Origin of the sequence: Vibrio sp. D3, from assembly GCF_043995865.1 — a bacterium.
Lineage (GTDB): Bacteria > Pseudomonadota > Gammaproteobacteria > Enterobacterales > Vibrionaceae > Vibrio > Vibrio diabolicus.
On the sequence record NZ_CP171887.1, the window covers coordinates 1,462,437 to 1,486,819 of the forward strand.

Annotated in this window: 20 protein-coding genes; 8 read left to right on the forward strand and 12 right to left on the reverse strand. The window is 44.5% G+C overall.

Annotated elements, in window-relative coordinates; all coding sequences use genetic code 11:
- Positions 1 to 41: 41 nt before the first annotated feature.
- The 10 genes from ACHFJ9_RS14775 to proV form a co-directional block, all read right to left on the reverse strand.
- The gene (locus ACHFJ9_RS14775; protein ID WP_258620316.1) at positions 42 to 1,454 is read right to left on the reverse strand and encodes a HAMP domain-containing sensor histidine kinase; all 1,413 of its coding nucleotides are present in this window, start codon (positions 1,452 to 1,454) and stop codon (positions 42 to 44) included.
- Positions 1,444 to 2,100, reverse strand: coding sequence for a response regulator (locus ACHFJ9_RS14780; RefSeq protein ID WP_109168399.1), 657 nt, complete (start codon positions 2,098 to 2,100; stop codon positions 1,444 to 1,446). The genes ACHFJ9_RS14775 and ACHFJ9_RS14780 overlap by 11 nt, the downstream gene beginning before the upstream one ends.
- A 3-nt stretch (positions 2,101 to 2,103) precedes the next feature.
- The gene (locus tag ACHFJ9_RS14785; RefSeq protein WP_193447129.1) at positions 2,104 to 2,739 is read right to left on the reverse strand and encodes a hypothetical protein; all 636 of its coding nucleotides are present in this window, start codon (positions 2,737 to 2,739) and stop codon (positions 2,104 to 2,106) included.
- 14 nt (positions 2,740 to 2,753) lie between these two features.
- Positions 2,754 to 3,548: an SDR family oxidoreductase gene (locus tag ACHFJ9_RS14790; RefSeq protein ID WP_258623285.1), complete on the reverse strand. Its 795-nt coding sequence runs from the start codon at positions 3,546 to 3,548 to the stop codon at positions 2,754 to 2,756.
- An 8-nt stretch (positions 3,549 to 3,556) separates the two neighbouring features.
- On the reverse strand, positions 3,557 to 4,240 hold the full coding sequence (locus tag ACHFJ9_RS14795; protein ID WP_065646781.1) for a TenA family transcriptional regulator: 684 nt from the start codon (positions 4,238 to 4,240) through the stop codon (positions 3,557 to 3,559).
- A gap of 25 nt (positions 4,241 to 4,265) precedes the next feature.
- Positions 4,266 to 5,825, reverse strand: a complete 1,560-nt coding sequence (locus ACHFJ9_RS14800) for an AMP-binding protein (RefSeq protein ID WP_256899022.1) — start codon at positions 5,823 to 5,825, stop codon at positions 4,266 to 4,268.
- A 62-nt stretch (positions 5,826 to 5,887) separates the two neighbouring features.
- A complete protein-coding gene (locus ACHFJ9_RS14805) occupies positions 5,888 to 6,499 on the reverse strand; it encodes a thermostable hemolysin (protein ID WP_124008934.1) in 612 nt (203 codons plus the stop codon).
- A 216-nt stretch (positions 6,500 to 6,715) separates the two neighbouring features.
- Positions 6,716 to 7,723, reverse strand: coding sequence for a glycine betaine/L-proline ABC transporter substrate-binding protein ProX (gene proX, locus ACHFJ9_RS14810; protein ID WP_005393392.1), 1,008 nt, complete (start codon positions 7,721 to 7,723; stop codon positions 6,716 to 6,718).
- Positions 7,716 to 8,807, reverse strand: coding sequence for a glycine betaine/L-proline ABC transporter permease ProW (gene proW, locus ACHFJ9_RS14815; RefSeq protein WP_046874899.1), 1,092 nt, complete (start codon positions 8,805 to 8,807; stop codon positions 7,716 to 7,718). Before proW ends, proX begins: the two co-directional genes overlap by 8 nt.
- A gap of 4 nt (positions 8,808 to 8,811) precedes the next feature.
- Positions 8,812 to 9,999: a glycine betaine/L-proline ABC transporter ATP-binding protein ProV gene (proV, locus tag ACHFJ9_RS14820; protein WP_005393388.1), complete on the reverse strand. Its 1,188-nt coding sequence runs from the start codon at positions 9,997 to 9,999 to the stop codon at positions 8,812 to 8,814.
- A gap of 438 nt (positions 10,000 to 10,437) precedes the next feature.
- Here proV and ACHFJ9_RS14825 point away from each other — a divergent pair, with 438 nt between their 5' ends.
- The 7 genes from ACHFJ9_RS14825 to ACHFJ9_RS14855 all read left to right on the forward strand — a co-directional run bounded on the left by ACHFJ9_RS14825 (position 10,438) and on the right by ACHFJ9_RS14855 (position 18,971).
- Positions 10,438 to 12,318, forward strand: a complete 1,881-nt coding sequence (locus ACHFJ9_RS14825) for a DUF294 nucleotidyltransferase-like domain-containing protein (RefSeq protein WP_006741594.1) — start codon at positions 10,438 to 10,440, stop codon at positions 12,316 to 12,318.
- Complete coding sequence (locus tag ACHFJ9_RS14830; RefSeq protein ID WP_114322387.1) at positions 12,318 to 13,064, forward strand: 3'-5' exonuclease; 747 nt, start codon at positions 12,318 to 12,320, stop codon at positions 13,062 to 13,064. The genes ACHFJ9_RS14825 and ACHFJ9_RS14830 overlap by 1 nt, the downstream gene beginning before the upstream one ends.
- A 191-nt stretch (positions 13,065 to 13,255) precedes the next feature.
- Positions 13,256 to 14,917: a BCCT family transporter gene (locus tag ACHFJ9_RS14835; protein WP_005393381.1), complete on the forward strand. Its 1,662-nt coding sequence runs from the start codon at positions 13,256 to 13,258 to the stop codon at positions 14,915 to 14,917.
- A gap of 312 nt (positions 14,918 to 15,229) precedes the next feature.
- The gene (gene ectA, locus ACHFJ9_RS14840) at positions 15,230 to 15,763 is read left to right on the forward strand and encodes a diaminobutyrate acetyltransferase (protein ID WP_005393379.1); all 534 of its coding nucleotides are present in this window, start codon (positions 15,230 to 15,232) and stop codon (positions 15,761 to 15,763) included.
- Positions 15,764 to 15,797: 34 nt separating this feature from the next.
- The gene (ectB, locus tag ACHFJ9_RS14845) at positions 15,798 to 17,063 is read left to right on the forward strand and encodes a diaminobutyrate--2-oxoglutarate transaminase (RefSeq protein WP_005393371.1); all 1,266 of its coding nucleotides are present in this window, start codon (positions 15,798 to 15,800) and stop codon (positions 17,061 to 17,063) included.
- A gap of 15 nt (positions 17,064 to 17,078) precedes the next feature.
- Positions 17,079 to 17,465 carry an ectoine synthase gene (locus ACHFJ9_RS14850; RefSeq protein WP_005393369.1) on the forward strand — a complete coding sequence of 129 codons (387 nt, stop codon included), beginning with the start codon at positions 17,079 to 17,081 and terminating at the stop codon, positions 17,463 to 17,465.
- Between the two features lie 84 nt (positions 17,466 to 17,549).
- On the forward strand, positions 17,550 to 18,971 hold the full coding sequence (locus tag ACHFJ9_RS14855; protein ID WP_005393366.1) for an aspartate kinase: 1,422 nt from the start codon (positions 17,550 to 17,552) through the stop codon (positions 18,969 to 18,971).
- Positions 18,972 to 19,155: 184 nt separating this feature from the next.
- Here ACHFJ9_RS14855 and ACHFJ9_RS14860 read toward each other — a convergent pair whose 3' ends face one another.
- Positions 19,156 to 20,721 carry an arylsulfatase gene (locus tag ACHFJ9_RS14860; RefSeq protein ID WP_012841879.1) on the reverse strand — a complete coding sequence of 522 codons (1,566 nt, stop codon included), beginning with the start codon at positions 20,719 to 20,721 and terminating at the stop codon, positions 19,156 to 19,158.
- 393 nt (positions 20,722 to 21,114) lie between these two features.
- Here ACHFJ9_RS14860 and ACHFJ9_RS14865 point away from each other — a divergent pair, with 393 nt between their 5' ends.
- Positions 21,115 to 23,436, forward strand: coding sequence for a multiheme c-type cytochrome (locus tag ACHFJ9_RS14865; protein WP_395357298.1), 2,322 nt, complete (start codon positions 21,115 to 21,117; stop codon positions 23,434 to 23,436).
- 58 nt (positions 23,437 to 23,494) lie between these two features.
- Here ACHFJ9_RS14865 and ACHFJ9_RS14870 read toward each other — a convergent pair whose 3' ends face one another.
- Positions 23,495 to 24,283 (reverse strand): formylglycine-generating enzyme family protein, encoded by a 789-nt coding sequence (locus ACHFJ9_RS14870; protein ID WP_395357302.1) that lies wholly within the window; start codon positions 24,281 to 24,283, stop codon positions 23,495 to 23,497.
- Positions 24,284 to 24,383: the final 100 nt, after the last annotated feature.

The following is a 24,383-nucleotide window of genomic DNA, read 5'->3' on the forward strand; positions in this document are numbered from 1 at the left end:
TGGAACATAAATTAAACAGGTTATGGTCTGTATCGCTTTTGTTAGCACTTTGGGAAAGTGACGACAAACGTATTCCTACTATTTTCTCTGGGAATGAGCTCAAGTGTTGCACGGTGTAGTGCTGTAATGTCTTTGCAAATTGACATCCCTAAACCCGCACCGTCGCCATGTTCGGAATGACCCCGATAAAACTGTTCGAAGATTCTTTCACGAGTTTCTTTCGGGATTTCTGGACCAGTATCGGAAATTAAGACTTTGATTGTATTATTGTTCTCTGTGACGCTGACTTTTATGTCACTGTGCTCGCCGGAGTAACGAATCGCATTATCGACGAGGTTACGAAATAACACCTCTAACAACATTCGATCACCGGATATAGCGATGTTGGAAGATGATAAACTGATGTCTTGCTTATGCTTCAATGCTAACGGTGCCAAATCAGCAACAACGGTTTGCAACAAAGGGGTTAGCTCAACGGTGTCGAATACACGTTCTGATAAGCTATCTACTTTAGCTAAAGTCAGTAGCTGATGGATAAGGCGGTCAGTGCGTTCAATGCCTTGCAGAATGTTGTGTAAATCTCCTCTCAGTTGCTCCGGATCATTACTTTCAAGTGCATTTTCTACGTTAAGACGAAGGATTGTTAGTGGGGTTTTTAGTTCATGCGCTGCAGCACGTGTAAAGCGTTTCTCTCTTTGCCAGGCTAACTCTAGTTCAGAGAGGAGAGAGTTGAGCGAATCGACAAGTGGTGCGAGTTCAACGGTGTTGTCTTTTACATGAATGCGATCTAATCGGTGTACGTTTCTTTGTGTGATGGCGGTGCGCAGGTCGTTAATCGGTCGGAAATGTTTATCGATCAACCAAAACAGCAAAAGCAACAAAGTTGGTAGTATCAGCAATTGTTCTATTGATGTGGATAGGGCTATTTCGTGGATGATCTCTTTACGTATCTTGTATTTTTCTGCAACCACGACGTATTCATTATCATGTTTTGTTTGTGGCAGTGAAATCTGAAATGTACGCCATTGTGTACCGTCTTTTACGATATCAGCGTAGCCGTTATTATCAAAGGACGTAGAGAGTGCGTGCAAGGTTTGATCAGAGCTCCAGAGCAGTGTGTTGTCTCGATAGAATTGAAAAACCAAGTTTTGTTCATAAGGGTGGCCGAACGTTGTCACATTGTCATCGTCAGACTTTGACATTGACTCAATGTTTTCCATCCACTCATTAAATAATTCTCGATGGTTAGCGAGAGTCCTCTCTTCCGTTGAAATTGAGAGCGTCAGCAACATTAATTTTGCGGATTGTCCAAGCCTAGCGTCATAAACTTCTTCGACCTCGTGCTTCGCAGATTGGAAACTGAAATAAAGTGAGATGAGTAAGAGAACACTTACCAACACGCCTACTGATAGAGTTAACTGACGTTTGATCGAGTACGATTTCTTATCTTTCAAGAATGTACCCCACACCGCGAATATTTTTAATGACCACTTTGGGCGCTTTTTTACGCAAATTGTGAATATGAACTTCGATAGCGTTGTCGCTTGAACCTTCATCCCAGCCGTGCAGTGATTGTTGCAATTGCTCCTTACTTTGCACGCGTCCGGCGTTCGTCATCAAACTGGTGAGGATTTTAAATTCATTGCGTGTGAGTTTAAGCGGCTCGTCATCGTAGCGAATGCTTTGTTCCGATAAGGATAAAGATAACTGTCCAACTTGAATGATTTCTTCTGCACTACCGGATTGACGGCGAATCAACACACGCAAGCGAGCGAGCAACTCTTCGAGTGCAAACGGTTTTCCGAGGTAGTCATCTGCGCCGCCGTCGAGGCCTTGAACGCGATCGCGAATGTCGTCTCGTGCGGTAAGTATCATCACTGGGAGCTTAAATCCGCCTTTGCGAATATTACGCAGAACTTCCAATCCATCGATATCGGGGAGAGTGAGATCCAAAATTACTGCAGTGAACGCTTCTGTTTTGAGTGCGCTAGTCACGCCAGAGCCTTTTTCCACCCAATCCACGGTGTACCCATGGCGACTTAATGAAGTCACCATGGATTGACCGAGTAGTTTGTCATCTTCTACGAGTAATAAGCGCATGGTTTATTTCAATCTCCCAAGAGTCGCTTCAATTTCCAGTTTTCGACCTTTATCAGCCAAAGGTCGGTCAGGGCGAGGTGACGCCTGCATTGCGCGAGTCAAATACACTTTCGCTTCCTTGTCTCGACCTTCTTCTGCAAGGAAGTCTCCATAAAAATAGTTCGGATCGATGCCTTTGGGATTGATCTCTAACGCTTTTTTCAACATTTCTTCGGCTTTACCGTCATCACCAAAGCCAATTGGCCACCCCGGAACTTTGTAATACAGAGAACCTAAACTGGTGTATGCAGATCCATCAAGCGCTTGCGGTGAAGTTGCGATTACCCCTTCGAGTAAAGATTTGGCTTCTTTGGCGAGTGATAGTGCACCCAAGCCACCTTGAGCACCAGCCAGCGATGCTTTATTGATTGCCAGCCAAACAGTGAGTTCGGGATTACCGGGTTCTCTGTCGAGATAAATACTGGTTTTGGCAATCGCACGATGGAAGCATTGTTCCTTTTCGTCACCATCGGGCGTGCTGTACTGACATTCCGCCCATTTCTTTTGAACCTGTTGCAGTGGAGCATTACCTGCCAACGCAGCGGTCGAAGCTAACGTTGAACAAACCGTCAAAGCGCAAAGTAGTTGTTTGGTATTCATCGTCCATGTCCTCTTCAATGACTGACCCGGTTTACGTATTGGTGAATGGTTTCTTGTTGCTTACGAATCGCAGAAGAAACCACGCTTGGAAGCAGTTGATTGATGCGTGCAAAAAGCTTTTCTGGCCAACCAATCCATTTCGCGGAAATTTCTTTTTCCAACATGGTGACAACGTGATTGGCAACAACTTGCGGCGAGTCCGTTTTGTTACCCAGTTGTCGATTCATCTCATTTACGGCATCGCTATTGAGTGAGGTTTCTGTCGCTCTTGGTGCCAAATACAGCGCACGGATTCCGGTTGCGAACAGTTCTCTGTCGAGCGATTCGGTAAAACGGTGCAATCCCGCTTTTGCCGCGCAATAGGAGGTATAGCCAGGGTAGCCAATTGAGCCGAATGTGGAACCTATATTGAGAATCACCCCAGGCTGCTTTAACCACGTTAACGCCGATTGGCACAGCAGCATCGGCGCAACGAGATTGAGTTGGATTTCGTCTGTAATCTGCGTTGATCGTTTGTGGCTTAACAACGAGAAATCGTTGCTGCCCGCATTGTTAATCAGTGCGTCCACTCTTTGATGTCGGCGCGCTCGAGCTTTAATCGCAGTTAATCCTTCTGATGAGGTGATGTCTGCAACGACTAGGTTATGGCGCTCTGGATTCGACAGTTCACGCTGTAGTGTTTGCAAGCTCTCTTCGTTTCGCCCAACAAGAATGAGGCTGGCACCGCGTTTTGCTAACTCTTGCGCGATGGCTTGCCCAATTCCGCCCGTTGCGCCTGTCAAGAGAATGGTGCTGTTGTTAATGATCATGCTTCACCTCACGCCGCTTGTTGGGTTGAGAAAGAAGGCAAAGAACGCAGCATTTGTCCGTACAATGCGAACACCATTTTTGCGGAGTCGATGATGACTTGTTGATCTTCCACTTTGGTGATTTTGTTCATCAGTGATTCAAAAAATTGCAGATGATCTTGGTCTAACACGCTGTGTGAAACTAGGTAAGTCATTGCCGAAGGCGGTAGGCTTAGCGTTGACTGGATTTTTTCAGCCATTTGGCCACCAATGCCGACGCTGGTGCCTTCTAATACCCACACCATGCCAAACAGCGCGAGTGGGTTGTGGCGGTCAATGTTGTGGTAAAGGTAGGAAACCATCAGTTCAATCGGTGCACCTACTTGACCTACATCTTTGTTATTGCGCACTGCTTCGGCATCGCCGCCGCACGCTTTGATGTCATTTAAAATCCATTCTTGATGGCCTTTCTCTTCCTCGATGTACTCGGCAATGGCATCTCGTACCCATTCGTATTCGCCAGATAGTCGACCTCCACACGCCATCAGCAAGGGAACAGTGTGCTTAACGTGATGGTAAGCTTGGGTTAGAAAGGCGATATACATATCTTTGGAAATGTTGCCTTGTTGAACGTCTGCGATGACTGGCGCAGTTAACATTGCTTGTTGAGCAGCGGTAGTGCTTTGTTTGAGTTGTTCGAAAAATAAAGTCATAACCTTCTCCTTAAGAAGCCGTTAACTAAGATGCAGTTTGGAAAGACGTAATGTGTTGCTGGAAGGGCAAATCGATGCGTTGGATCTTTTGCGCTTGCAGCGTTAATTCAGGCGTTGTGCTCGCTAATAACTGAGCCACATCATGTTCGATTTGATTTCGTTTGAGCTTGCCGTTATCCGTGTACCAACCAGAGATGGCTCGTGGGTTGTCCAGCAGCAATAAGGTTCGGATTTGAGCGTAATCGGGTAGGGTTTGGTTTAATGTATGAACCTTTGCTTCGACGTCTTCGCTATTGGCAATGACAGCGCATAATGTTTGTTGGCTATCGCCCGTAACGATCAGTGGCGTCATCGGCAAAAACGCCAACGCTTCTGATTCAATCCACTCCGGTGAGATATTTCTGCCATACGCGGTGACGATAAGGTTTTTCTTGCGCCCCGAGAGAGTGACAAAACCTTGTGCGTCAATTTGGGCTAAGTCGCCAGTCGCTAACCATTCTTGAGTAAACGGTTCATTCAAATAACCAAGAGCAACGTTGCCTTTGACGAGCAGTTCACCATCTTCCGCGATACGAATCTGAGCGTGGGGAAGCGGTTTGCCACACGTTCCTGCTTTAAATGTGGCTGGTGTATTCAAACAAACGACGGAGCCACATTCAGACAAGCCATAACCTTCAAACGCAGGGATGTTCAGCGCATGCGCGGTGTTAATCAGTTGCGACGACACTCTTGCGCCGCCAACGGCGACAAATTTTAGAGAATCCACAAGAGAGGGCTGCTGTTTCGCGATGTGAATGAGCGCAAGCAATAAAGCTGGTGTTAGCACTAAGCTTTCTGGTTTGATGGTCACTAATGCTTGTGCAAACAAACGCGGTTCGAATTGGCTTGAACCGAGTAGGCCGGTTTGCTCTCCGGGTAAAATATATGACGTCACGCCCAACATGAGTGGTACATAAACACCGGTTATGTTTTCGAGAAGCGTCGATAACGGAAGCAGCACTAAGTGCGAGTGCGCCGCGCTGTTTACTGCATCGGCGAGCGACTTCGCCACCAAACACAAATGATCATTGCTTAAACACACGCCTTTAGGCTGACCAGTCGAGCCAGACGTAAATGTGATTTTTCCGGTTTCTGGTAGAGAAGCTACCTGTGTACCTTCATCTCCCAACTGGTTACGACGCAGCAAAGGCAAATTTGCAATGGAAAACGGATGGTCTTGCTGGTTAAAGCTTTGCTTAGGATGAGAAGCCAACCATGCTTGCCAGTCGCCAACTAAAGCATCGACGCCTGATTGCTCTAACGTATGTTCAACCTGCGCATCAGAGAAAAAAGTCGGAATAGGTACGACGACTATGTCTGCCGCCATCGCCGCCAAATCAACAATGGCCCAATCGATGCTGTTTTCTGCGCGTAGCGCGAGTGCTTTGATGTTCTGTGCAATAAGCTCGGCGGCAACGAGTTCGATCTTGTTTAACAATTCAGAGTAAGTCAGTTCAACGGTTTGATTCGCATCGTAGCCGACAAGTGCTACTCGGTCTGGTGTCGTTTTTGCCCATTTTGTAATGGCATCGAGGAGAATATTCATACGTCACCTATATTCTGGCGTTGTGTTTAACCAAGTTGTTCTGGTTGTGTTTGCTTTTCTATCTAGGCTTGTTTGCGTTTTCTTTCTTGGACTAATCGAAGACGTTCGAGTCCTTTTTGCAAATTGCCAGCTAACACACGCGGTTGATGTTCGTAGTACGAACCCCAAGTGGACTTGGCATAGGGGACTTTATTTTGATCGGCCTGCGCGATGATATGAGGCTCCAATCCTAGACGCGCCATCATGGCGTGAAGAGGGTCTGTCGCGGTGAAGATGCACCATTCAAAACCGAGATTGACCAGCATTTCTGCGATCAGGTAGAAGTGCAGAGATGACATGCCCTTAGCGAAAGATGCCAAGTGACCAAACTCCACTAAGTTCGAACGTTTTACGTCGCAGTTAAATACGTTAGAAACCAGCTTTTGGGCGTCGTCTTCTAAATACTGTTCAAGGAACAAAGGTTCATCTTCGGCGATGCGAAAGCCGCATACGGAAATAATTTGACCGCCGTCAATGAGGGTTAAATACGCCGGCATAAACTGTTTGAGCTCGGCAAAGAATGCTTCTTGATAACGCTGAGAAACATGCTCGATAACTTGGCTCCAAAGCGGATGCATTGGATAGACGATGTCTAAAGTAAAGCCATCTGCAGAAATTTGTGCATGGTGTTTCATGAGCGCTTCCTTTGTTTGATTGGTTATCAACAAAATAAAACGCGAAACTTAAGAAACTCTTAAGGAATGAAATTAAGTAGAAACTTTAAGAAAATACTGAGGAGCAAGGCTCAGTATTGTTGCAATCCTTTTTACTACTGTGAATAAAATAAGAGCCAACCGATGTGAACGGTTGGCTCTAAAGTTAGGTGTCACGTATTTTAATGGTCGTGTCGGTTACATGGCTGCTTTTTTAGCTTCGTCTACCCATGCGTCGAACTTTTTCTGGTTCGCTTTGATCCAGCCATTTACATGAGACTCGATGTCTGCTGAGCTGTTCTTACCTTGGCTCATCATCATATTCTGCGCACTAACATCATTGATGTTTAGCTTGATGATTTCAAACAGCTTCGCTGCTGCAGGGTTCTTTTCAGTAAACTCTTTGTTCGCAACGATGCGCATAGAGTTCATCTCGAAGCCGTAGTTCTTACCGTTCTCTAGTGTGGTGTCGATGTCCTTACGCTCACCAGGAAGTGAAGAGAATGGCACTTCTAACCAAACAACATCTTTACCCGGAACTAAGACGCCACTTACCCAGTAAGGTGTCCAAGTGTAGTAAAGAATCGGATCGCCTTTTTTGTAACGAGAAATCGTGTCAGCGATAATCGCAGCGTAGTTACCTTGGTTGTGCGTTACTGTGTCACGAAGCTTGAACGCATCCAACTGATGCTCAACGACCATTTCACAACCCCAACCTGGGTTACAACCTGTTAAGTCCGCTTTACCGTCACCGTTGGCATCGAAAAGCTTCGCCAGTTTTGGATCTTTTAATTGACCAATATTTGTGATGCCATATTTTTCAGCGGTTTTTTTATCGATCAAGTAACCTTGCGCAGCACCACTTACATATTGACCTTTGCGGAAAAACTTATCATCACCGCCAGACATTGTGTACTTATCGGCGTGAAGAGGGAACCAACCTACTGCTAAGAAAGTAGCGTCGCCTTTAGCAATAGAGGTATAGCCTACGTTGTAATCCACTTCTTTAGTTGGTTTTACATCGTAACCAAGCTCTTCAAGTGCACGGTTTACGATCAATGTTTGAAACGTTTCCTCTGCAACGGTTGATTGAACTGGCTGAACAGTCACACCTTCACCCGGTAGTTCGCTTGCCACACCATAAGTTGAAAATGCGATAGTACTTAGAGCTCCAACAGAGAGCGCTTTCTTCCATGAATTATTCATTGATGTTTCTCCTAAGTTTTAGATCGTCTTGGTTCGTCTTTGTTTTCAGTTTTAATAGGTATGAAACAGGACCTGTGTGATACCAGCGAAGCTTGGTGTTACCCGCATTAACCCCTAATACTTGGGTAATACGGTCTAATAAAATGGCAAGAATTACGATGCCTAAGCCACCGACGGCAGCAAGACCCATATCAAGTCGGCCGATACCACGAAGTACCATTTGGCCCAAGCCGCCAACCGCAATCATTGAAGCGATCACTACCATAGAAAGTGAAAGCATCAAGGTTTGGTTTACCCCTGCCATAATCGTTGGTAACGCCAATGGCAATTGGATGCGGTAAAGCATCTGTTTTTTGTTTGCCCCGAAAGAGTGGCCCGCTTCGATCAGCTCTTCAGGTACTTGCTGAATCCCTAAAATAGTCAGGCGTACAACGGGAGGCAGTGCGAAAATGATGGTTACTACAACGCCAGGAACGTTACCAATACCGAATAGCATAACGATTGGCACTAGATAAACGAACGCGGGGGTCGTTTGCATTGCATCGAGTATTGGTCTAACAAATTTGGCTGCGGTTTGGCTTCTCGCCAACCATATCCCCATCGGTAGCCCGATAAGCAAACAGAAGAAGACGGCGGTTAAAACCAGTGCGAGCGTTGTCATCGCCTGTGACCACGCACCAATTAGGCCGATAAAAACAAGGGATACAAGCGTTGAAAAACCGAGTTTTACATTGGAAAACTGCCACGCCAGCAAAAATAAAATGAGCACCATGATGGGCGCAGGTGTGGACACCAAAGCAGTTTCAAACGAGGTAAGAATAAAGTCGATTGGAACTCGAATTGCTTGGAAAACAGGGCGACCATGTTCCACCAACCAGTTCAATCCCGATTCTACCCAGCTATCAAGTGGTAGAACCGCATCTTGGAATGGGTTCATAATGTCGAATGGCGCTTGCTCTACAGTTTCTGAGCTTAACCAGTCATTACTTGGGGCAGCGTCAGCACCTGCACCTTGTGACCAAGGATCATCTTGTGCAGGAGCGGTATTCGACCAGGGATCATTGTTAGTTTGCTCTGAAGACATCGTGTTAATCCTTATCTAGTGTTTGTAGAAGACGTGATTTAGTCACGACACCAAAGTAAGTACCTTGCTCATCAACGACAGGTACGGCATAAGGAACGCCTGCAACTAGCCCCAAAATGTCATTGATTGACTGTTCTGGCTGAAGAGTGACTTCATCCGTCAATTGAGCACTGGCTAGAGAGCGGTTTTCTTTGTGAGCCAAACGTAGTGAGTCAAGAGACACGATGCCGGAATATCGGCTAGATTTATCCACGACAATGCCGTAATCACGGTCATGATCCATCAGAATCTGCATCGCAGAGCCTGGGCCATCATTTTCCGATTTCTTAAAGACGGCGGCTGGCTTCTTGCGAGCGATATCTTTTGCTGTCAAGACACTTGCGATGTTTACGCCGCGGAAAAACGCTTCGACATAATCATTTGCTGGGCTGTGCAATATTTCATCAGGTGTGCCAACCTGAACAACCTCACCGTTTTGCATGATGGCGATACGATCACCAATACGCATTGCTTCGTCCAAATCATGAGATATGAAGACAATTGTGCGTTTGTCATCGTTTTGTAGACGAATAAGCTCATCCTGCATCTCAGAACGGATTAATGGGTCTAAAGCGGAAAACGCCTCGTCCATTAATAGAATGTCTGGGTCACAAGCCAATGCCCTTGCTAGACCCACGCGCTGTTTCATACCACCGGATAACTCGTCAGGGAAAGATTCTGCATAAGGGTCTAAGCCAACTCTTTCCAAGGCGGAAAGGGCACTTTTCTGACGTTCATTAACATCAATGCCAGCAAGTTCTAAACCGAATGCAGCGTTTTCGATCACCGTCATGTGAGGCATAAGTGCGAAACTTTGAAACACCATTGAGATATTGTTGCGACGAACTTCTCGAAGTTCGTCTTCAGAGATATGGGCAATATCTTTCCCTTTTAGATAAACACTGCCTTTCGTTGGCTCAATGAGTCGGTTTAGGAGTCGAACGAGAGTAGATTTTCCCGAACCAGAAAGCCCCATGATCACGAAAATTTCACCTTCGTTAATGGTTAGAGATACATCGTTTACGCCGACTGTTAAACCTGTCTGTTCAAAAATACCGTCCTTATCGATACCTTTTTCGATAAGCGAGAAGGCTCTTTCTGGGTCTTCTCCAAACACTTTATACAGTCCCTTAACTTCCAGTATGGGATCCATGTTATCTGTCCTTTTTTGTGTGTTTATAACTGTTTAACGATTTGTACTCTAATTAATTTTAGTTCAACTTTCAACGAATGGGGTTCGGTTAACAGGATTTTATGTGCATACAATAAACAATGAAGGTGGTGTGGTTAAATAGTGTTTTTATTAACAAAAATAGATATTTACGGTTAGTTTTGTCTTCGCTTAACTTTTCCATGACATTGGTTTGAATTTATTTTGAAGTTTTTAGTACATTTCAACTCAGCCCATCTGCATAGCTATAAGGAGAAATAGATTAGAGGTCTATATTTAAAAACATTAGATCTCTAATTTTTGGTTGGAGTTTTATTCTGCGAACTAGGTTAGGTGTTGTTATTCTTAGATTTATTCATTGATTGATTTCAATCTTGGTGATATTTATCGCTGTAGTTTAGGCAACGTATGGAATAAAAGATGGAAGCCGAACAGTTAGAAGTGCTCAACTTCATTAGCCAGTACCCACCTTTCGATGATCTACCCGAAGAGCAGTTAAAAAAGATCGCTCTAAATGCCGAGGTTGCATACTTTCGGCAAGGCACAGAGATACTCAATTTTGGAGACACGATCCGCGACTTATATATGGTGAGAAGCGGCGCTGTGGAGATCTACCGACGTAAAGGCGAACTCTATAACAGGATTGACGCTGGTGGACTGTTTGGACAGATGGGGTTGTTAATGAACAACCGTGTGCGTATGCCTGCCAAAGCGATAGAAGACACCTTGGTTTACTGTATTCCGGAGGATATTTTCAACGAGCTTTGTGACGAGTTTGAAAACTTTGCTGACTACATGGAACTGGAAGACAGCGCGCGTTTGCGAAGCGCAATATCCAGCCGCTCAGAAAGCAATGACTTTACCACTGCCAAGGCACGTAAGATCTTAGCGAGAGATCCGGTAACGTTGGAAGCGACGGCATCGATTCAAGAAGCCGCGATACTGATGGCGGAGGAAAATGTCACCTCTTTGCTTATTGTTCGCCCAGCAGAAGAACTCACAGAAGAAGATGATGAACAACTACTTGGAATATTGACTGATCGCGATCTATGCATTCGCGTATTAGCTCAGGGCATTGATACCAATATCCCCGTGAGTGAGGTCATGAGTTATGACGTGGTGTCTCTGGATTACAACGCTTATGTCTTTGAAGCCATGTTAACCATGTTGCGCTACAACGTGCACCATCTCCCAATTTTAAAAGATAAAAAGCCGATAGGAATTATTGGCATGACGGATATTGTCCGTTATGAATCTCAAAACAGCTTGCTGCTCGTTAGCTCTATCTTCCAACAAACCAGCGTTGAAGATCTCAAGCAAGTTTCTGAACAAGTGAAAGACTGCTTTGTACGAATGGTGAATGAAGATGCCAACGCTCATATGATTGGTCGAGCCATGTCGGTCATTGGTAGTAGCTTTAAACAGCGTTTGGCTGAATTAGCAGAGCAAGAGCTTGGCCCTGCGCCAATTCCGTATTGTTTGGTCGCTATGGGATCGATGGCCAGGGATGAGCAGTTAATTGTAACGGACCAAGACAACGCCCTTATTCTCGACAACAGTTATGATGTTGAGATGCACGGGGAGTACTTTGAAAAGTTTGCCAAATTTGTTTGTGATGGTTTAGCAGCATGCGGCTATGCTTACTGTACTGGCGACATTATGGCAACCAATCCAGAGTGGCGAAAAACCCGAGCGGAGTGGGAGGAGTGCTTTGGCAACTGGATAGATAACCCAACTCCTGAAAGGTTGTTAAACAGTAATATCTTTTTTGATTTATTAGGTGTTCATGGGCGAGTGAAGTGGGCGGAACAATTAAGCAGCTTTATTGTTAGGCGAGCGAAAAGAAACAACCGCTTCCTTGCATGTATGGCTTACAACGCGATACGTCGTACACCGCCATTGGGCTTCTTCAAAGATTTTGTTATGGAAAAAGATGGTCGTCATCGCAATTCTATTAACTTGAAAAGAAGAGGTACTGCGCCATTGGCAGATTTGATTCGAGTACATTCATTGGCAATTGGTTCCCGTTCGCAAAACTCGTTTGACCGTTTAGACGATATCAATGATGCGGGCATTTTACCTAAAGGTCGAGGAATGGACTTGAGGGATGCAATGGAATTGATCTACATGGTTCGAATTCGTCATCAAGCACTCGATATCGAAAATGGAGATGAACCAGATAACAACATTGAGCCAGAGAACATGTCAGAGTTTGAGCGCCGAAACTTAAAAGCTGCTTTCCAAATCCTTAGTAATGCACAGAACTTCATCAAGTTCCGATACCAGAGAAGTAGCAAATAATGTGGTTCTCAAAAAAGGCAGCAAAAGATCAGCCGTTGTTGGATACGTCTCGGACGCCAGAGTGGTCAACGTTATTTAAACAGCTCGCGACCGAAGCAAGAGACGAGAGACTCAAACGTTATTACTCGACACCGATGGTTAATGGGGAAACCCCAGTTGAGGAAGTGCCATTTGTCTCGGTAGATTTTGAAACGACAGGTTTGAATGCGGAAGAGGATGCAATTCTCACGATTGGACTTGTGCCGTTTACTATTGATCGTGTTCAATGTAGTGGCTCTGCGCATTGGGTTGTTAACCCTAATCGTGAGTTAAACGAAGAGTCAGTTGTGATTCATGGCATCACTGATTCTGAAGTCAAAAACGCGCCCCAATTAACCCACATTTTAGGGGAAATATTGGATGCGCTGTCAGGCAAAGTTGTGCTTGTTCATTATAAAAATATCGAAAGGCAGTTTTTTAATAACGCGTTGCTAAATAGCATTGGGGAGGGGATACAGTTTCCCGTTGTCGATACGCTAGACATTGAACACGCGATACAGCGCCGTGAATGCAGTGGCCTATTCAATAAGTTAAAAGGTAAGAAGCCAGGCTCTGTCAGGCTGGGGCATGCTCGTGAAAGGTATCGCCTTCCTGCTTATCAACCTCATCATGCTTTGACCGATGCGCTGGCAACTGCTGAACTGTTTCAAGCACAGTTGCAATATCATTTTAATCGAAGCATGCCAATCTCTTCGATTTGGCAATAAGCGTTGTTTATGATGAAGACAATAAAATGCAATGAAAGGTAGGGGGCTTTGCGATTATGATGGCGGACTGAGTAACCGCTTATAAGAACTATGTTTTTTGAACATGTGCTTGGTAGTGATGGGAGGTTTCATCACTCAAACTCCGACGAAAGTAATTTAAATTTGGTCACGTATTTTTAAGGAGATTATCCGTGAGCACCGATAATAACGGTGGCATTCAACGCCCCGATGGAAAGGTAAACGCGATAGACACTGACTATCAAATTGGTCAGGATAACGTCGCGTTAAAAGTAGGCCCGTTTGGCCTTGATATTCATAACCGTGTTTTTGCAATTTCTGGTTTAGCAATCATCCTATTTGTTGTAGTAACACTATTATTTCGAGAACAGGTAGAGCCGTTTTTCGCAGATTTAAGAGCGGGTTTGTTACACCATTTGGATTGGTTCTTTCTCGCATCTGGTAATATTTTTGTCATTGTCTGTGTTGGGTTGATTTTTACACCGCTAGGTCGTGTACGAATCGGCGGTACAGAAGCGACGCCAGATTATTCCTATGCGGGTTGGCTGGCAATGCTCTTTGCAGCAGGTATGGGTATCGGTCTGGTGTTCTTTGGTGTATCAGAACCTATGTCTCATTTTAGTTCTGCTATTGGTGGCGTGAACGTTGAGAACGGTGTACGTACTGACTGGGCCCCTCTAGGTGGTGCAGAAGGCGATGCAAGTGCTGCATCTGCACTAGGCATGGCGGCGACGATTTACCACTGGGCGCTTCATCCGTGGTCAATCTATGCGCTATTGGCCCTTGGTTTGGCGATTTTCTCGTTTAACAAAGGTTTACCACTTACCATGCGATCCATTTTTTACCCACTGTTTGGTGAGCGTGTATGGGGTTGGACTGGTCACATTATCGACATTCTTGCCGTTGTAGCGACAGTTTTTGGTCTGGCAACTTCTCTAGGTTACGGTGCGTCTCAAGCCGCAACGGGTTTGAACTTCCTATTTGATGTTCCAATGACGAATACTACGCAGGTACTATTGATTATTGGCATCACCGCACTCGCTTTAATCTCAGTTGTTGCGGGACTAGACAAAGGCGTGAAAATCTTATCTGAGATCAACATGGGTCTCGCTGCGCTTTTACTGCTTTTCGTTATTGTTGTCGGCCCGACGATCGCGATTTTAACGGGTTTCTTCGAAAATATAGTGTCATATGTGGCTAATATTCCTGCCCTATCAATGCCATTTGGACGAGAAGACGTAAACTATTCTCAAGGTTGGACAGCATTCTACTGGGCTTGGTGGATTTCTTGGTCACCATTTGTCGGTATGTTCATTGCGCGTGTATCTCGTGGTCGTTCCGTTCGTGAGTTCATTATTTGCGTTATCCTTATCCCTTCCTCTGTTTGTGTGTTATGGATGACCGCTTTTGGTGGTAACGCTATAAGCCAATACGTGAGCGATGGTTATGAAGCCGTGTTCAACGCGGAATTACCGTTAAAACTATTTGCCATGTTAGATGTGATGCCTCTAGCTGAAATTACATCTTTCGTCGGTATTATTTTGGTGGTGGTATTCTTCATTACCTCTTCAGACTCTGGTTCACTGGTTATTGATACTATTGCTGCGGGCGGTAAGGTCGATGCGCCAACGCCTCAACGCGTGTTCTGGTGTACGTTTGAAGGCTTAGTTGCGATTGCATTGATGCTTGGTGGTGGCCTAGCGGCAGCTCAAGCAATGGCCGTGACCACAGGCCTACCATTTACGATTGTTCTGCTTGTTGCAACGGTTTCCCTAGTAAAAGGCCTGATGGATGAACCTCGTCCAAAAGCGGTTTCTAAGAAGAAATCGAAATAACCAACATCAGCAGTTAAATATTTGAATAAAGCGGCATGCGAAAGCATGCCGCTTTTTTTTATTTTTGAATTTTTGCTGAGAAATGAAGACCATGGAGGACTGTTTTTTCTGTTCGTTTTTTATACTTATTCTTTAAGTGATTTTTTAATAAATTAGACCTCGAACTATTTTAAGATTTGGTTAAATGGCATATTATTGTGATCTATGTCACAAAAATATCGATAAAAAGGCGGATTATTTGATTTTTAGTCGCGAGGAATGCCCATAATAAAAAGGAAATTTAATTAGACCTCAAAGGATATGTATTTCCACATGATCACATCAGCACCTTGGGTTCTTTATCCAGAGATTGGAGAAGACTCAAGTAAAAAATGGATTTTTCGTGAGCCTAAAATCTCTGATGGTGACGACATTTACAGCTTAATTGCAGACTGTCCTCCATTGGACATGAACTCATCTTATTGCAATTTCCTACAGTCTACGCATTTCAGCAAAACCAGTATTTTGGTTGAGCAAAAAGGCGAAATCGCAGGTTTCATTTCCGGTTATCAGAAACCAGACGAGCAAGACGTTTTATTTGTCTGGCAAGTTGCAGTCTCACCTCGCTTTAGAGGTCACGGTTTAGCATTCCGCATGTTGAAAGAACTTCTCACCCGAGAGGAATTGGGCGGTGTTAAATCGGTAGAAACTACCATCACGGAAGATAATAAAGCCTCTTGGGCATTGTTCAAAAAGTTAGATGCGATGAACGGCAACTCTGGCCAAGTAAGCACATTTTTGGATGAAGAAGCCCACTTTAAAGGCAAACACGATACAGAATATTTGTATCGCATTCCTCTCAAATAATCCTCAAACAATAGGAATTAAAAACGGTCTCATCATGGATATTTTCAAAAAGCAGGAATCCAACGTACGCTCATATTCAAACAATTTCCCAGTGGTTTTTCGTAAAGCGAAAGGCTGCTGGCTGGAAACAGAACAAGGTGAACGATACTTAGACTTCCTTGCTGGAGCGGGATCTCTAAATTACGGCCATAACAACCCAGTACTTAAGCAAGCACTGCTTGAGTACATTGAGATGGACGGTATTACTCACGGTTTGGATATGCACTCAGAAGCGAAAGCATCGTTTCTTGAAGCGTTGGATACTTACATCCTTAAACCAAGAAACTTGGACTACAAAGTTCAGTTTACTGGCCCAACTGGTACTAACGCCGTTGAGGCAGCACTTAAGTTAGCGAAAAAAGTAAAAGGTCGCGACAGCGTCGTTGCATTTACCAACGGTTTCCACGGTTGTACAGCTGGCGCACTGGCTGCAACGGGTAACCAGCATCACAGACAAGGTAACGGTTCTAGCTTAAGTAACGTCACTCGTATTCCATTTGAAGGTTACGCTGGCGTTGATGGTCTAGCATTGTTCGAAACCATGCTAAACGACAACTCTGCAGGTATGGATAAACCAGCCGCTGTACTTCTTGAAACTGTGCAGGGCGAGGGTGGTTTAAATGCTGCTTCAAACGAGTGGTTACAACGTTTGAGCAAAATCTGTAAAGCCAACGACATTCTTGTGATTGTCGATGACATTCAGGCTGGCTGTGGACGTACAGGTACTTTCTTTAGCTTTGAGCCGTCAGGTATTCAACCAGATATCGTGACGCTATCGAAATCGATCGGTGGTTACGGTTTACCAATGGCCGTCGTTCTACTCAAACCAGAGCTAGACCAGTGGAAGCCAGGTGAGCATAACGGCACGTTCCGTGGCAACAACCATGCATTTATTACCGCGGCGAAAGCATTAGAAATTTATTGGGCAAATGATGATTTTGAAACACACATCAAGCAGTGTTCAGACAAAGTAAGTGCTGTTATTGATCGCTGCGTTCGTCGCTTCCCACAAATGTTTGTACAGAAAAAAGGTCGCGGCATGATGGTTGGTATTGAGTGTATCAACGGTGATATGGCATCTGAAATCGCGAAAAACTGTTTCGAAAACGGAATGGTAATTGAGACAGCTGGCCCTGACGACGAAGTCGTTAAGTTCTTCTGCCCACTTACGATTAGCGAGTCAGAACTAGACCAAGGACTAAGCATCTTTGAAAGTGCAGTGGAAACCATTGCTGCGAAACATTTCAAACAAGCATCTTAATAAGGATTATTAATTATGATCGTCAGAACACTCGATGAGTGTCGCAACAGTGAGCGACGTGTGGTTTCAGATAACTGGGAAAGTGTCCGTATGTTGTTGAAAGATGACAACATGGGGTTTTCTTTCCACATCACTACGATTTATGAAGGTACTGAAACACACATTCACTATCAAAATCACCTAGAATCGGTTTTTTGTATGAGCGGTGAAGGTGAAATTGAAGTCGTTGGTGGAGAAACTTACCCGATTAAACCGGGTACGTTATACATCCTTGATAAACACGATGAGCACTACTTGAGAGCTTATAAGAACAAAGAAATGGTAATGGCGTGTGTATTCAACCCACCAATTACCGGCGCTGAAGTGCACGATGAAAATGGTGTTTATCCTCTCGTTGACTAAAAGATAGAGGTGGGGTGCTTGTCGCCCCACGATCAACTATCTCTTCTTTTTTCTTTTAAAGTTACCAATCAAAAAAGGCTTATCATGACATTTACCGTAGAAAAAATCGGCGGTACATCAATGACAGCATTTGATGCTGTTCTCGACAACATTATTCTTCGTCCTAAATCGCCATACAATCGTATCTTTGTCGTCTCTGCATACGGCGGTATGACCGACGCGCTACTCGAATGTAAAAAAACCAGTAAGCCAGGTGTTTATCAGCTTATCGCGAAACGTGATGACAAATGGGAAGAAGCGCTAGCATATGTAGAAAGCCGTATGCTGCTCACAAATGAAAATATTTTCGCGGACCCAATGAATCGTATCCGTGCAGATAAATTCATTCGCTCACGTATTGCTGAAGCGAAAAACTGTATTGCGAACATTTTGGAAACTTGCCAGTACGGTCAGTTTTCGCTACGTCAGTATTTGCCTCAAATTCGAGAGTTTCTGTCGTCTATCGGTGAGGCGCACAGTGCTTACAACACGGCACTGAAACTAAAAAATATGGGTATTAACGCTAAGTTCGTTGACCTGTCCGGTTGGGACAATCAAGCGCCAAGAAGCCTTGATGAATCGATCAGTGATGCGTTTGCTGATATTGATGTGTCAAAAGAACTGCCAATCGTTACAGGTTATGCTTACTGTAAGGAAGGCCTAATGCACACTTATGACCGAGGTTATAGTGAAATGACATTTAGCCGAATTGCAGCGATAACAAAAGCGGATTTAGCGGTAATTCACAAAGAATATCACTTGAGCTCTGCAGACCCGCGTGTTGTTGGTCCTGAAAAAGTTTTGCCAATTGGTAGTACAAACTATGACGTAGCAGACCAGCTTGCTAACCTTGGCATGGAAGCGATTCACCCAAATGCAGCCGCAGGTTTACGTGAGAGTGGTATTGAGCTACAGATTAAAAATACATTTGAACCTGAACACGAAGGCACTTTGATCTCTTCAAGCTACCGCCCAGAAGAAGACAAAGTCGAAATTATCGCAGGTAAAGAAAAAGTGTTTGCACTGCATTTGTTTGACCAAGCGATGGTGGGAAAAGCCGATAACGTTAGCTACGAATTAATGGAAATTATCTCTGATGCTCGCGTAAGTTTAGTTGGTAAAGAGATGAACGCGAACTCTATTACTTACTATCTAGGTGGCAGTACTGATAGCTTGAACAAAGTATTGTATAAAGCTGAAAAACGCTATCCGAATGCGTCGATTAAAGGCCGTATGGTCGCGCTGATTTCAGCCATCGGTTCTCAAATTGACACTAACAAGACACTAGCGAAAGGTGTACTTTCTTTGATGAACAATGGCGTAACGCCAGTTGCACTTCACTCATCAATGAGAAATGTAAACGTTCAGTTCGTCGTGGGTGATAAAGAATATCAGCGTGCGATTTGCGCATTACATGATGAATTCTTTCAGAGCAATAGTTTAACTAAATCGGTTAATGTGGCTTAGTTTATTCACGGTTAAAATACAAAGGAGAGCAGGTTTGCTCTCCTTTTTTTTTTGTTTTTCTGTGTTCTCAATATGGGCCCGTTTTGCATGGAGTAAACTACTGAGCTAAGTGTGTCCGTAGAGATACACATAAGCCAGCAGAGCTCTGCTGGCTCAGTAACGCAATCTAGAGTGATTAATTAGATTACTTAACTTTATTCACTTCCTGTTTAAGCATTTCTAACTGCTGCATCTTTTCTTGCATCTGCAAAGAGTCGTAATTTAAAGAAGCAGGGTTCATAGTTGTACCGCGTTGCATTGGGTATTCAGGTAACGTTTTAAAGAAGTCGCCAACAACGTCTTGAATTGGTACAAACAACCACATGTTGTCTGCCATCCAACGTAGGTACATTTGTGACTCGCTAGGACCTTTTTCAAATGGGTCAGCACGTAAGTGAATGATCTTAGGCCAGTTTGGTACAGATCGCACGGCGTCGCTTAGGTTTCCTTCTAGAGTTGCAAAGTGAAGTTTCCAGTCATTCCAGCGTACTGCGTTTAGTTCACCATTTGAGGTGAAGTAGAGCAGAGACTCACGTGGTCCTTTCTCTTCTTTGCCCTCGAAGTATGGCATGAAGTTGTAGCCGTCTATATGGACACGCCAGTCTTTACCATTTGCTTTGTAACCTTCAGCAAGCTTTTCTTTCACGTCAGGAACGCCAGCTGCCGCCAACAATGTTGGCAACCAGTCTTGATGAGCCATCATTTCGTTGATTTTCGTTCCTGGCTTAATGACACCAGGCCAACGCACAAGTTGAGGCACACGCATACCGCCTTCCCAAGTCGTGCCTTTCTCACCGTGGAATGGGGTTGCGCCCCCATCAGGCCAAGTCATGGTCTCTGCGCCGTTATCTGTTGTATAAATAACGATGGTGTTGTCAGCAACGCCTAACTCATCGAGTTTGTCGAGCAATACGCCGACTTGATCGTCATGCTCTAACATGCCATCAGCGTAAATGCTAACACCGGATTTGCCTCGGTACTTCTCTTGTAATCGAGTCCAAACGTGCATGCGCGTAGAGTTATGCCAGATGAAGAAAGGCTTATCTGCTTTAACAGCTTTCTCCATAAACGATAAAGTGCTTTCGAGGAACTCTTCGTCCGCGTGTTCCATGCGTTTACGCGTCATTGGGCCAGTATCTTCAATCTTACCGTCGGCATAAGATTTAATTACACCACGAGGACCATAGTTTTTACGGAACTCTGGGTCTTTAGGGTAATAGTAGGTTTCGGGCTCTTCTTCTGCATTAAGGTGGTACAAGTTACCAAAGAATTCATCAAAACCATGATTGGTAGGTAGGTGCTTATCTTGATCGCCCAAGTGGTTTTTACCGAACTGAGCTGTCATATAACCTTGGTCTTTTAGTAAGTCAGCAATAGTTGGTGCCCAATCTGGAATCCCATGGTCGGAACCCGGCATACCAATCGTCAGCAAGCCAGTGCGAAATGGTTCTTCGCCAGTAATGAATGCTGCTCGACCGGCAGTACAAGATTGTTGGCCGTAATGGTCTGTAAACAAAGCCCCTTCGTTCGCGATACGATCGATGTTCGGGGTTTTGTAACGCATCATACCTTGGTTATATGCGCTGATGTTCCAGTAACCGACATCGTCACCGAAAATTGCAAGTATGTTGGGTTTGTCTGCCGCCATCGCTGCGCTGGACGTTGCTAACAGCCCGACGCCTACTGCGATTTTTCTCAATTGGTTTGCCATAAAAAACTCCAGGAGGTTGAGAGTAACGAGAATCACAAGTAAACCTTGTGTTTAAGTGCTGCATAAGTTAATGATGTGTATAGAAAAATCCTCTTATACTCTTTATAACCATAAGTTATCGAGGGTATTTAACTATTTGTTTCTAAATAAAAATACTTGTCATTGTGATGATTTGGGGAGGTTTTAAAAATAGAGATGGGTCACTAATGAACACCAGTGCCGATTGCTGGTGAGACGAATAAAGTTTCAGCAAAAACACCGAGCTACTCCCTAATCGGGGGACGAAGAATGGAGCACTCATTTTGAAGGCCTTTCACTTCTAATTATTTGTATAACCAAGGGGTTAGCGACTATATTAATTCAAGTTGCACCATCTAAATACTAAGGATAGTTATGAGTCAGTGGGCAGGTCGGTTTCGGTGTCTATTTCTGGGTATCGTCATGGTGAGTGGTTCGTTTTTTTCCCAGGCATCAGTGATAGAGAGTCCCCAAAATACCACGAAGCTTGGGTTGGAATATGTTGGCACGCAAACGTGCGCGGAATGTCACCAACAAGAGGTGGAGGCTTGGAAGGGCTCTCATCACGATATGGCAATGAAACATGCAAACTCAGAATCTGTTCAAGGTGATTTTGATAACCGCACAGTGACGCATGATGGGCAACCCAACCGTTTTTTTAGACAAGGCGAGGAGTATTGGGTCAATATTCAAGGCCCTGATGGTCAATGGCATGATTATAAAATTAGCTACACATTTGGCTGGGAACCGTTACAGCAATATATGGTGGAGTTTGAAGACGGTCGTGTACAGCTCATTCCTTTTGCATGGGATTCAAGGACGAAATCGGAAGGTGGTCAGCGCTGGTTTCACCTCTATCCAGAGACAACAACGACAGATGAGTTTTACTGGACTAACACTGGGCAAAATTGGAATTTCATGTGTGCAGACTGTCATTCGACCAATGTAAAGAAGAACTATGACGCAATCAAAAATACCTACAACACGTCTTGGTCCGAGATCAATGTTGGTTGTGAAGCGTGTCATGGCCCTGCAAGTGGACACATCGAGTTGGCGAAAAAGTCCGCATCTACAGTAGGCTCTTTCGATACAGATAGTCACTATGGTTTTGACCGAAATTTATCTAAAGCGGTAACCGATTGGGTATTTGAGAAGGGCCACAGAACGTTACAACCAAAAGCAATCGCAGAAACAAACCAAGTTCAGACGTGCGCACAATGTCACAGTCGTCGAACGCAGTTAAATGAGACAGGTGATCACATTCAAGGCTCATTTTTCGATAAATACCGGTTAAGCCTGATCACTCCAGAACTCTACTACCACGATGGCCAAATTTACGATGAAGACTATGTTTACGGTTCATTTCTTCAGTCTGAAATGGCTGAAAAAGGCGTAACATGCACCAATTGCCACGATCCTCATTCGGCAAAGCTAAACATCCCAGAAGAGGCGGTATGTTCACAATGTCATATTGCGTCAGAATATACCCCGGAAAACCACACCTTCCATGAAGCGGGATCCAAAGCGTCACAATGTACGACTTGTCACATGCCAGAAACGACTTATATGCAAGTCGATCCTCGTAGAGACCACAGTTGGCACGTACCTAGACCTGACTTGAGTAAACACATCGACACGCCTAATGTATGTACGTCTTGTCATGAGGATAAGAATAACCAGTGGGCGGATGCGCAGATAGCCGAATGGTTTCCTCACTCTCAATACCGCAATCAACAACACTTTGCTGTCGCGTTTTATGCCGATGCAATTGGGCACAAAGGGGCGGCAAATGCTCTGGCTTACTCTGCTCAGGATTCATCATTAAAAGACATCATACGAGCTTCTGCATTAGAGCGAATGGGCGGCAATACTGACCAAAATTCGACTGTTTCGCTCGCAAGGGCCGTTAAAAATGAGAATGAAATGATTAGACTCGGCGCAGTCGCGGGCTCGTCTGGTTATGAGTTTCATGATCGATGGCGAATTTTAGAACCACTGCTGGATGATCCCGTACTTTCAGTGAGGGCGGAGGCGGCTTCGGTATTAGTGACCAGCTATACGCAAATGACGCCGTTACAAAAAGATAGGATTCAACCACCGCTTGAAGAGTACATGGACATTCAAAAGTTTAACGCCGATCGTGGTTTCGGCAGAACCAATTTGGCAAATGTATACCGCAGCTTAGGCGAAATCGATAAGGCAATTGCGTTATACCAAGAAGCGATAAGTATCGAGCCTTATTTCGAAAATAGTTACGTGAATTTATCGGACCTGTATCGGCGCCTTGGGAAAGAAAAAGCTGCGCTCTCGGTGTTACAACAAGGGATGAAAGCTCAGCCTAAATCCAGTTCATTACCTTACAGTGCCGGTCTTTCTTTGTTACGCCAAGGCAAGGAAGATGAGGCCAAAGCTCTACTTAAACATGCCGCAGAACTAGGAAAGACTAACGCTCACTACTGGTATGTTTATGGTCTAGCTTTGGAAAACAGTGACGTTCTGGAAGCCAGTAAGGCATTGCAGACTGCGTTTAAAGTCGGTGGGAACCCTCAACATTTATATGCTCAATGCGAAGTTCTAGCGAGAAATCATAAAAAAGGCACTGTCGCTTTTGCTTTCGATAGGTGTCTAAAAGAGCTGGGTAATTATGCTCCTAAGCAGGCTATTGATCAGCTGAAAGCATCTATTGCGAATCTGTAGAGATTAAACACCAATAGTAAAAAGTGGAGCCTTTATCGCGCCACTTTCTCTACTTAGTTTAGTTTACGTCTTTCGCTAGTCTAAGGCCCATGTCAGACATAATGACGGATTGGCTGGCAAAATCGCGGCGATAGTTTTCAGATTCGTCTGCGTCATAAGCAAAGCTGCCGCCACGTACAGACTTGTGTGCAAGGCTTTCTTTTTCCTCTTTTGCGTTTACCGGATTATCACTGGGCGCTGTTTTGTAATAACCTTCGTCAAAAGCATCAATCACAAACTCGCCTACGTTACCTGTCATATCGTACAACCCGAGCTCGTTTGGTTGTTTTTGACCTACCTTATGAGCCTTATTGTGCGAGTTATTCACATACCAAGCCACATCGTCAATATTGTTTGACCCAGAAAAAGTGAAGCCTTTAGTTAAAATTCCGCCTTTAGCGGCAAACTCCCATTCTGCTTCTGTTGGTAGACGGTAATGCTCTCCCGTTTTTTCATTCAATTTCTTAATGAAATAATTGGCTTGTTGCCAACTAATATTATTGACGGGTGTATTTGGATCTCGAAAGTAGCTCAGAGAGGAGCCAGTGACAGCTTCAAAGAGCGATTGAGTTACCTCAAATTTTGACAAATAGAATCCATCAACGTTAACAGTGCGAGCTGGGCGCTCTGACTTTTTGGCTGATGGATTATCTGCGCCCATCGTAAACTGCCCACCTTCGACAAGAACCATATCTTGATCGATTTTCTGAGCGAGAGAGTGTGGTGGGGGTGTTGCACACCCATTAATTATCAGCGTGACCGATATAGCTGAGACAAGGGAAATAATCTTACTTTTGGGATGTTTCATTCGGCGACTCCGTCAACGACTTTGGTCAGAAAGTCTAGCAAGCAAAACCATAACAAACGGTTATACACACTATAACAAGCGCCGAGAATAATTGAACATT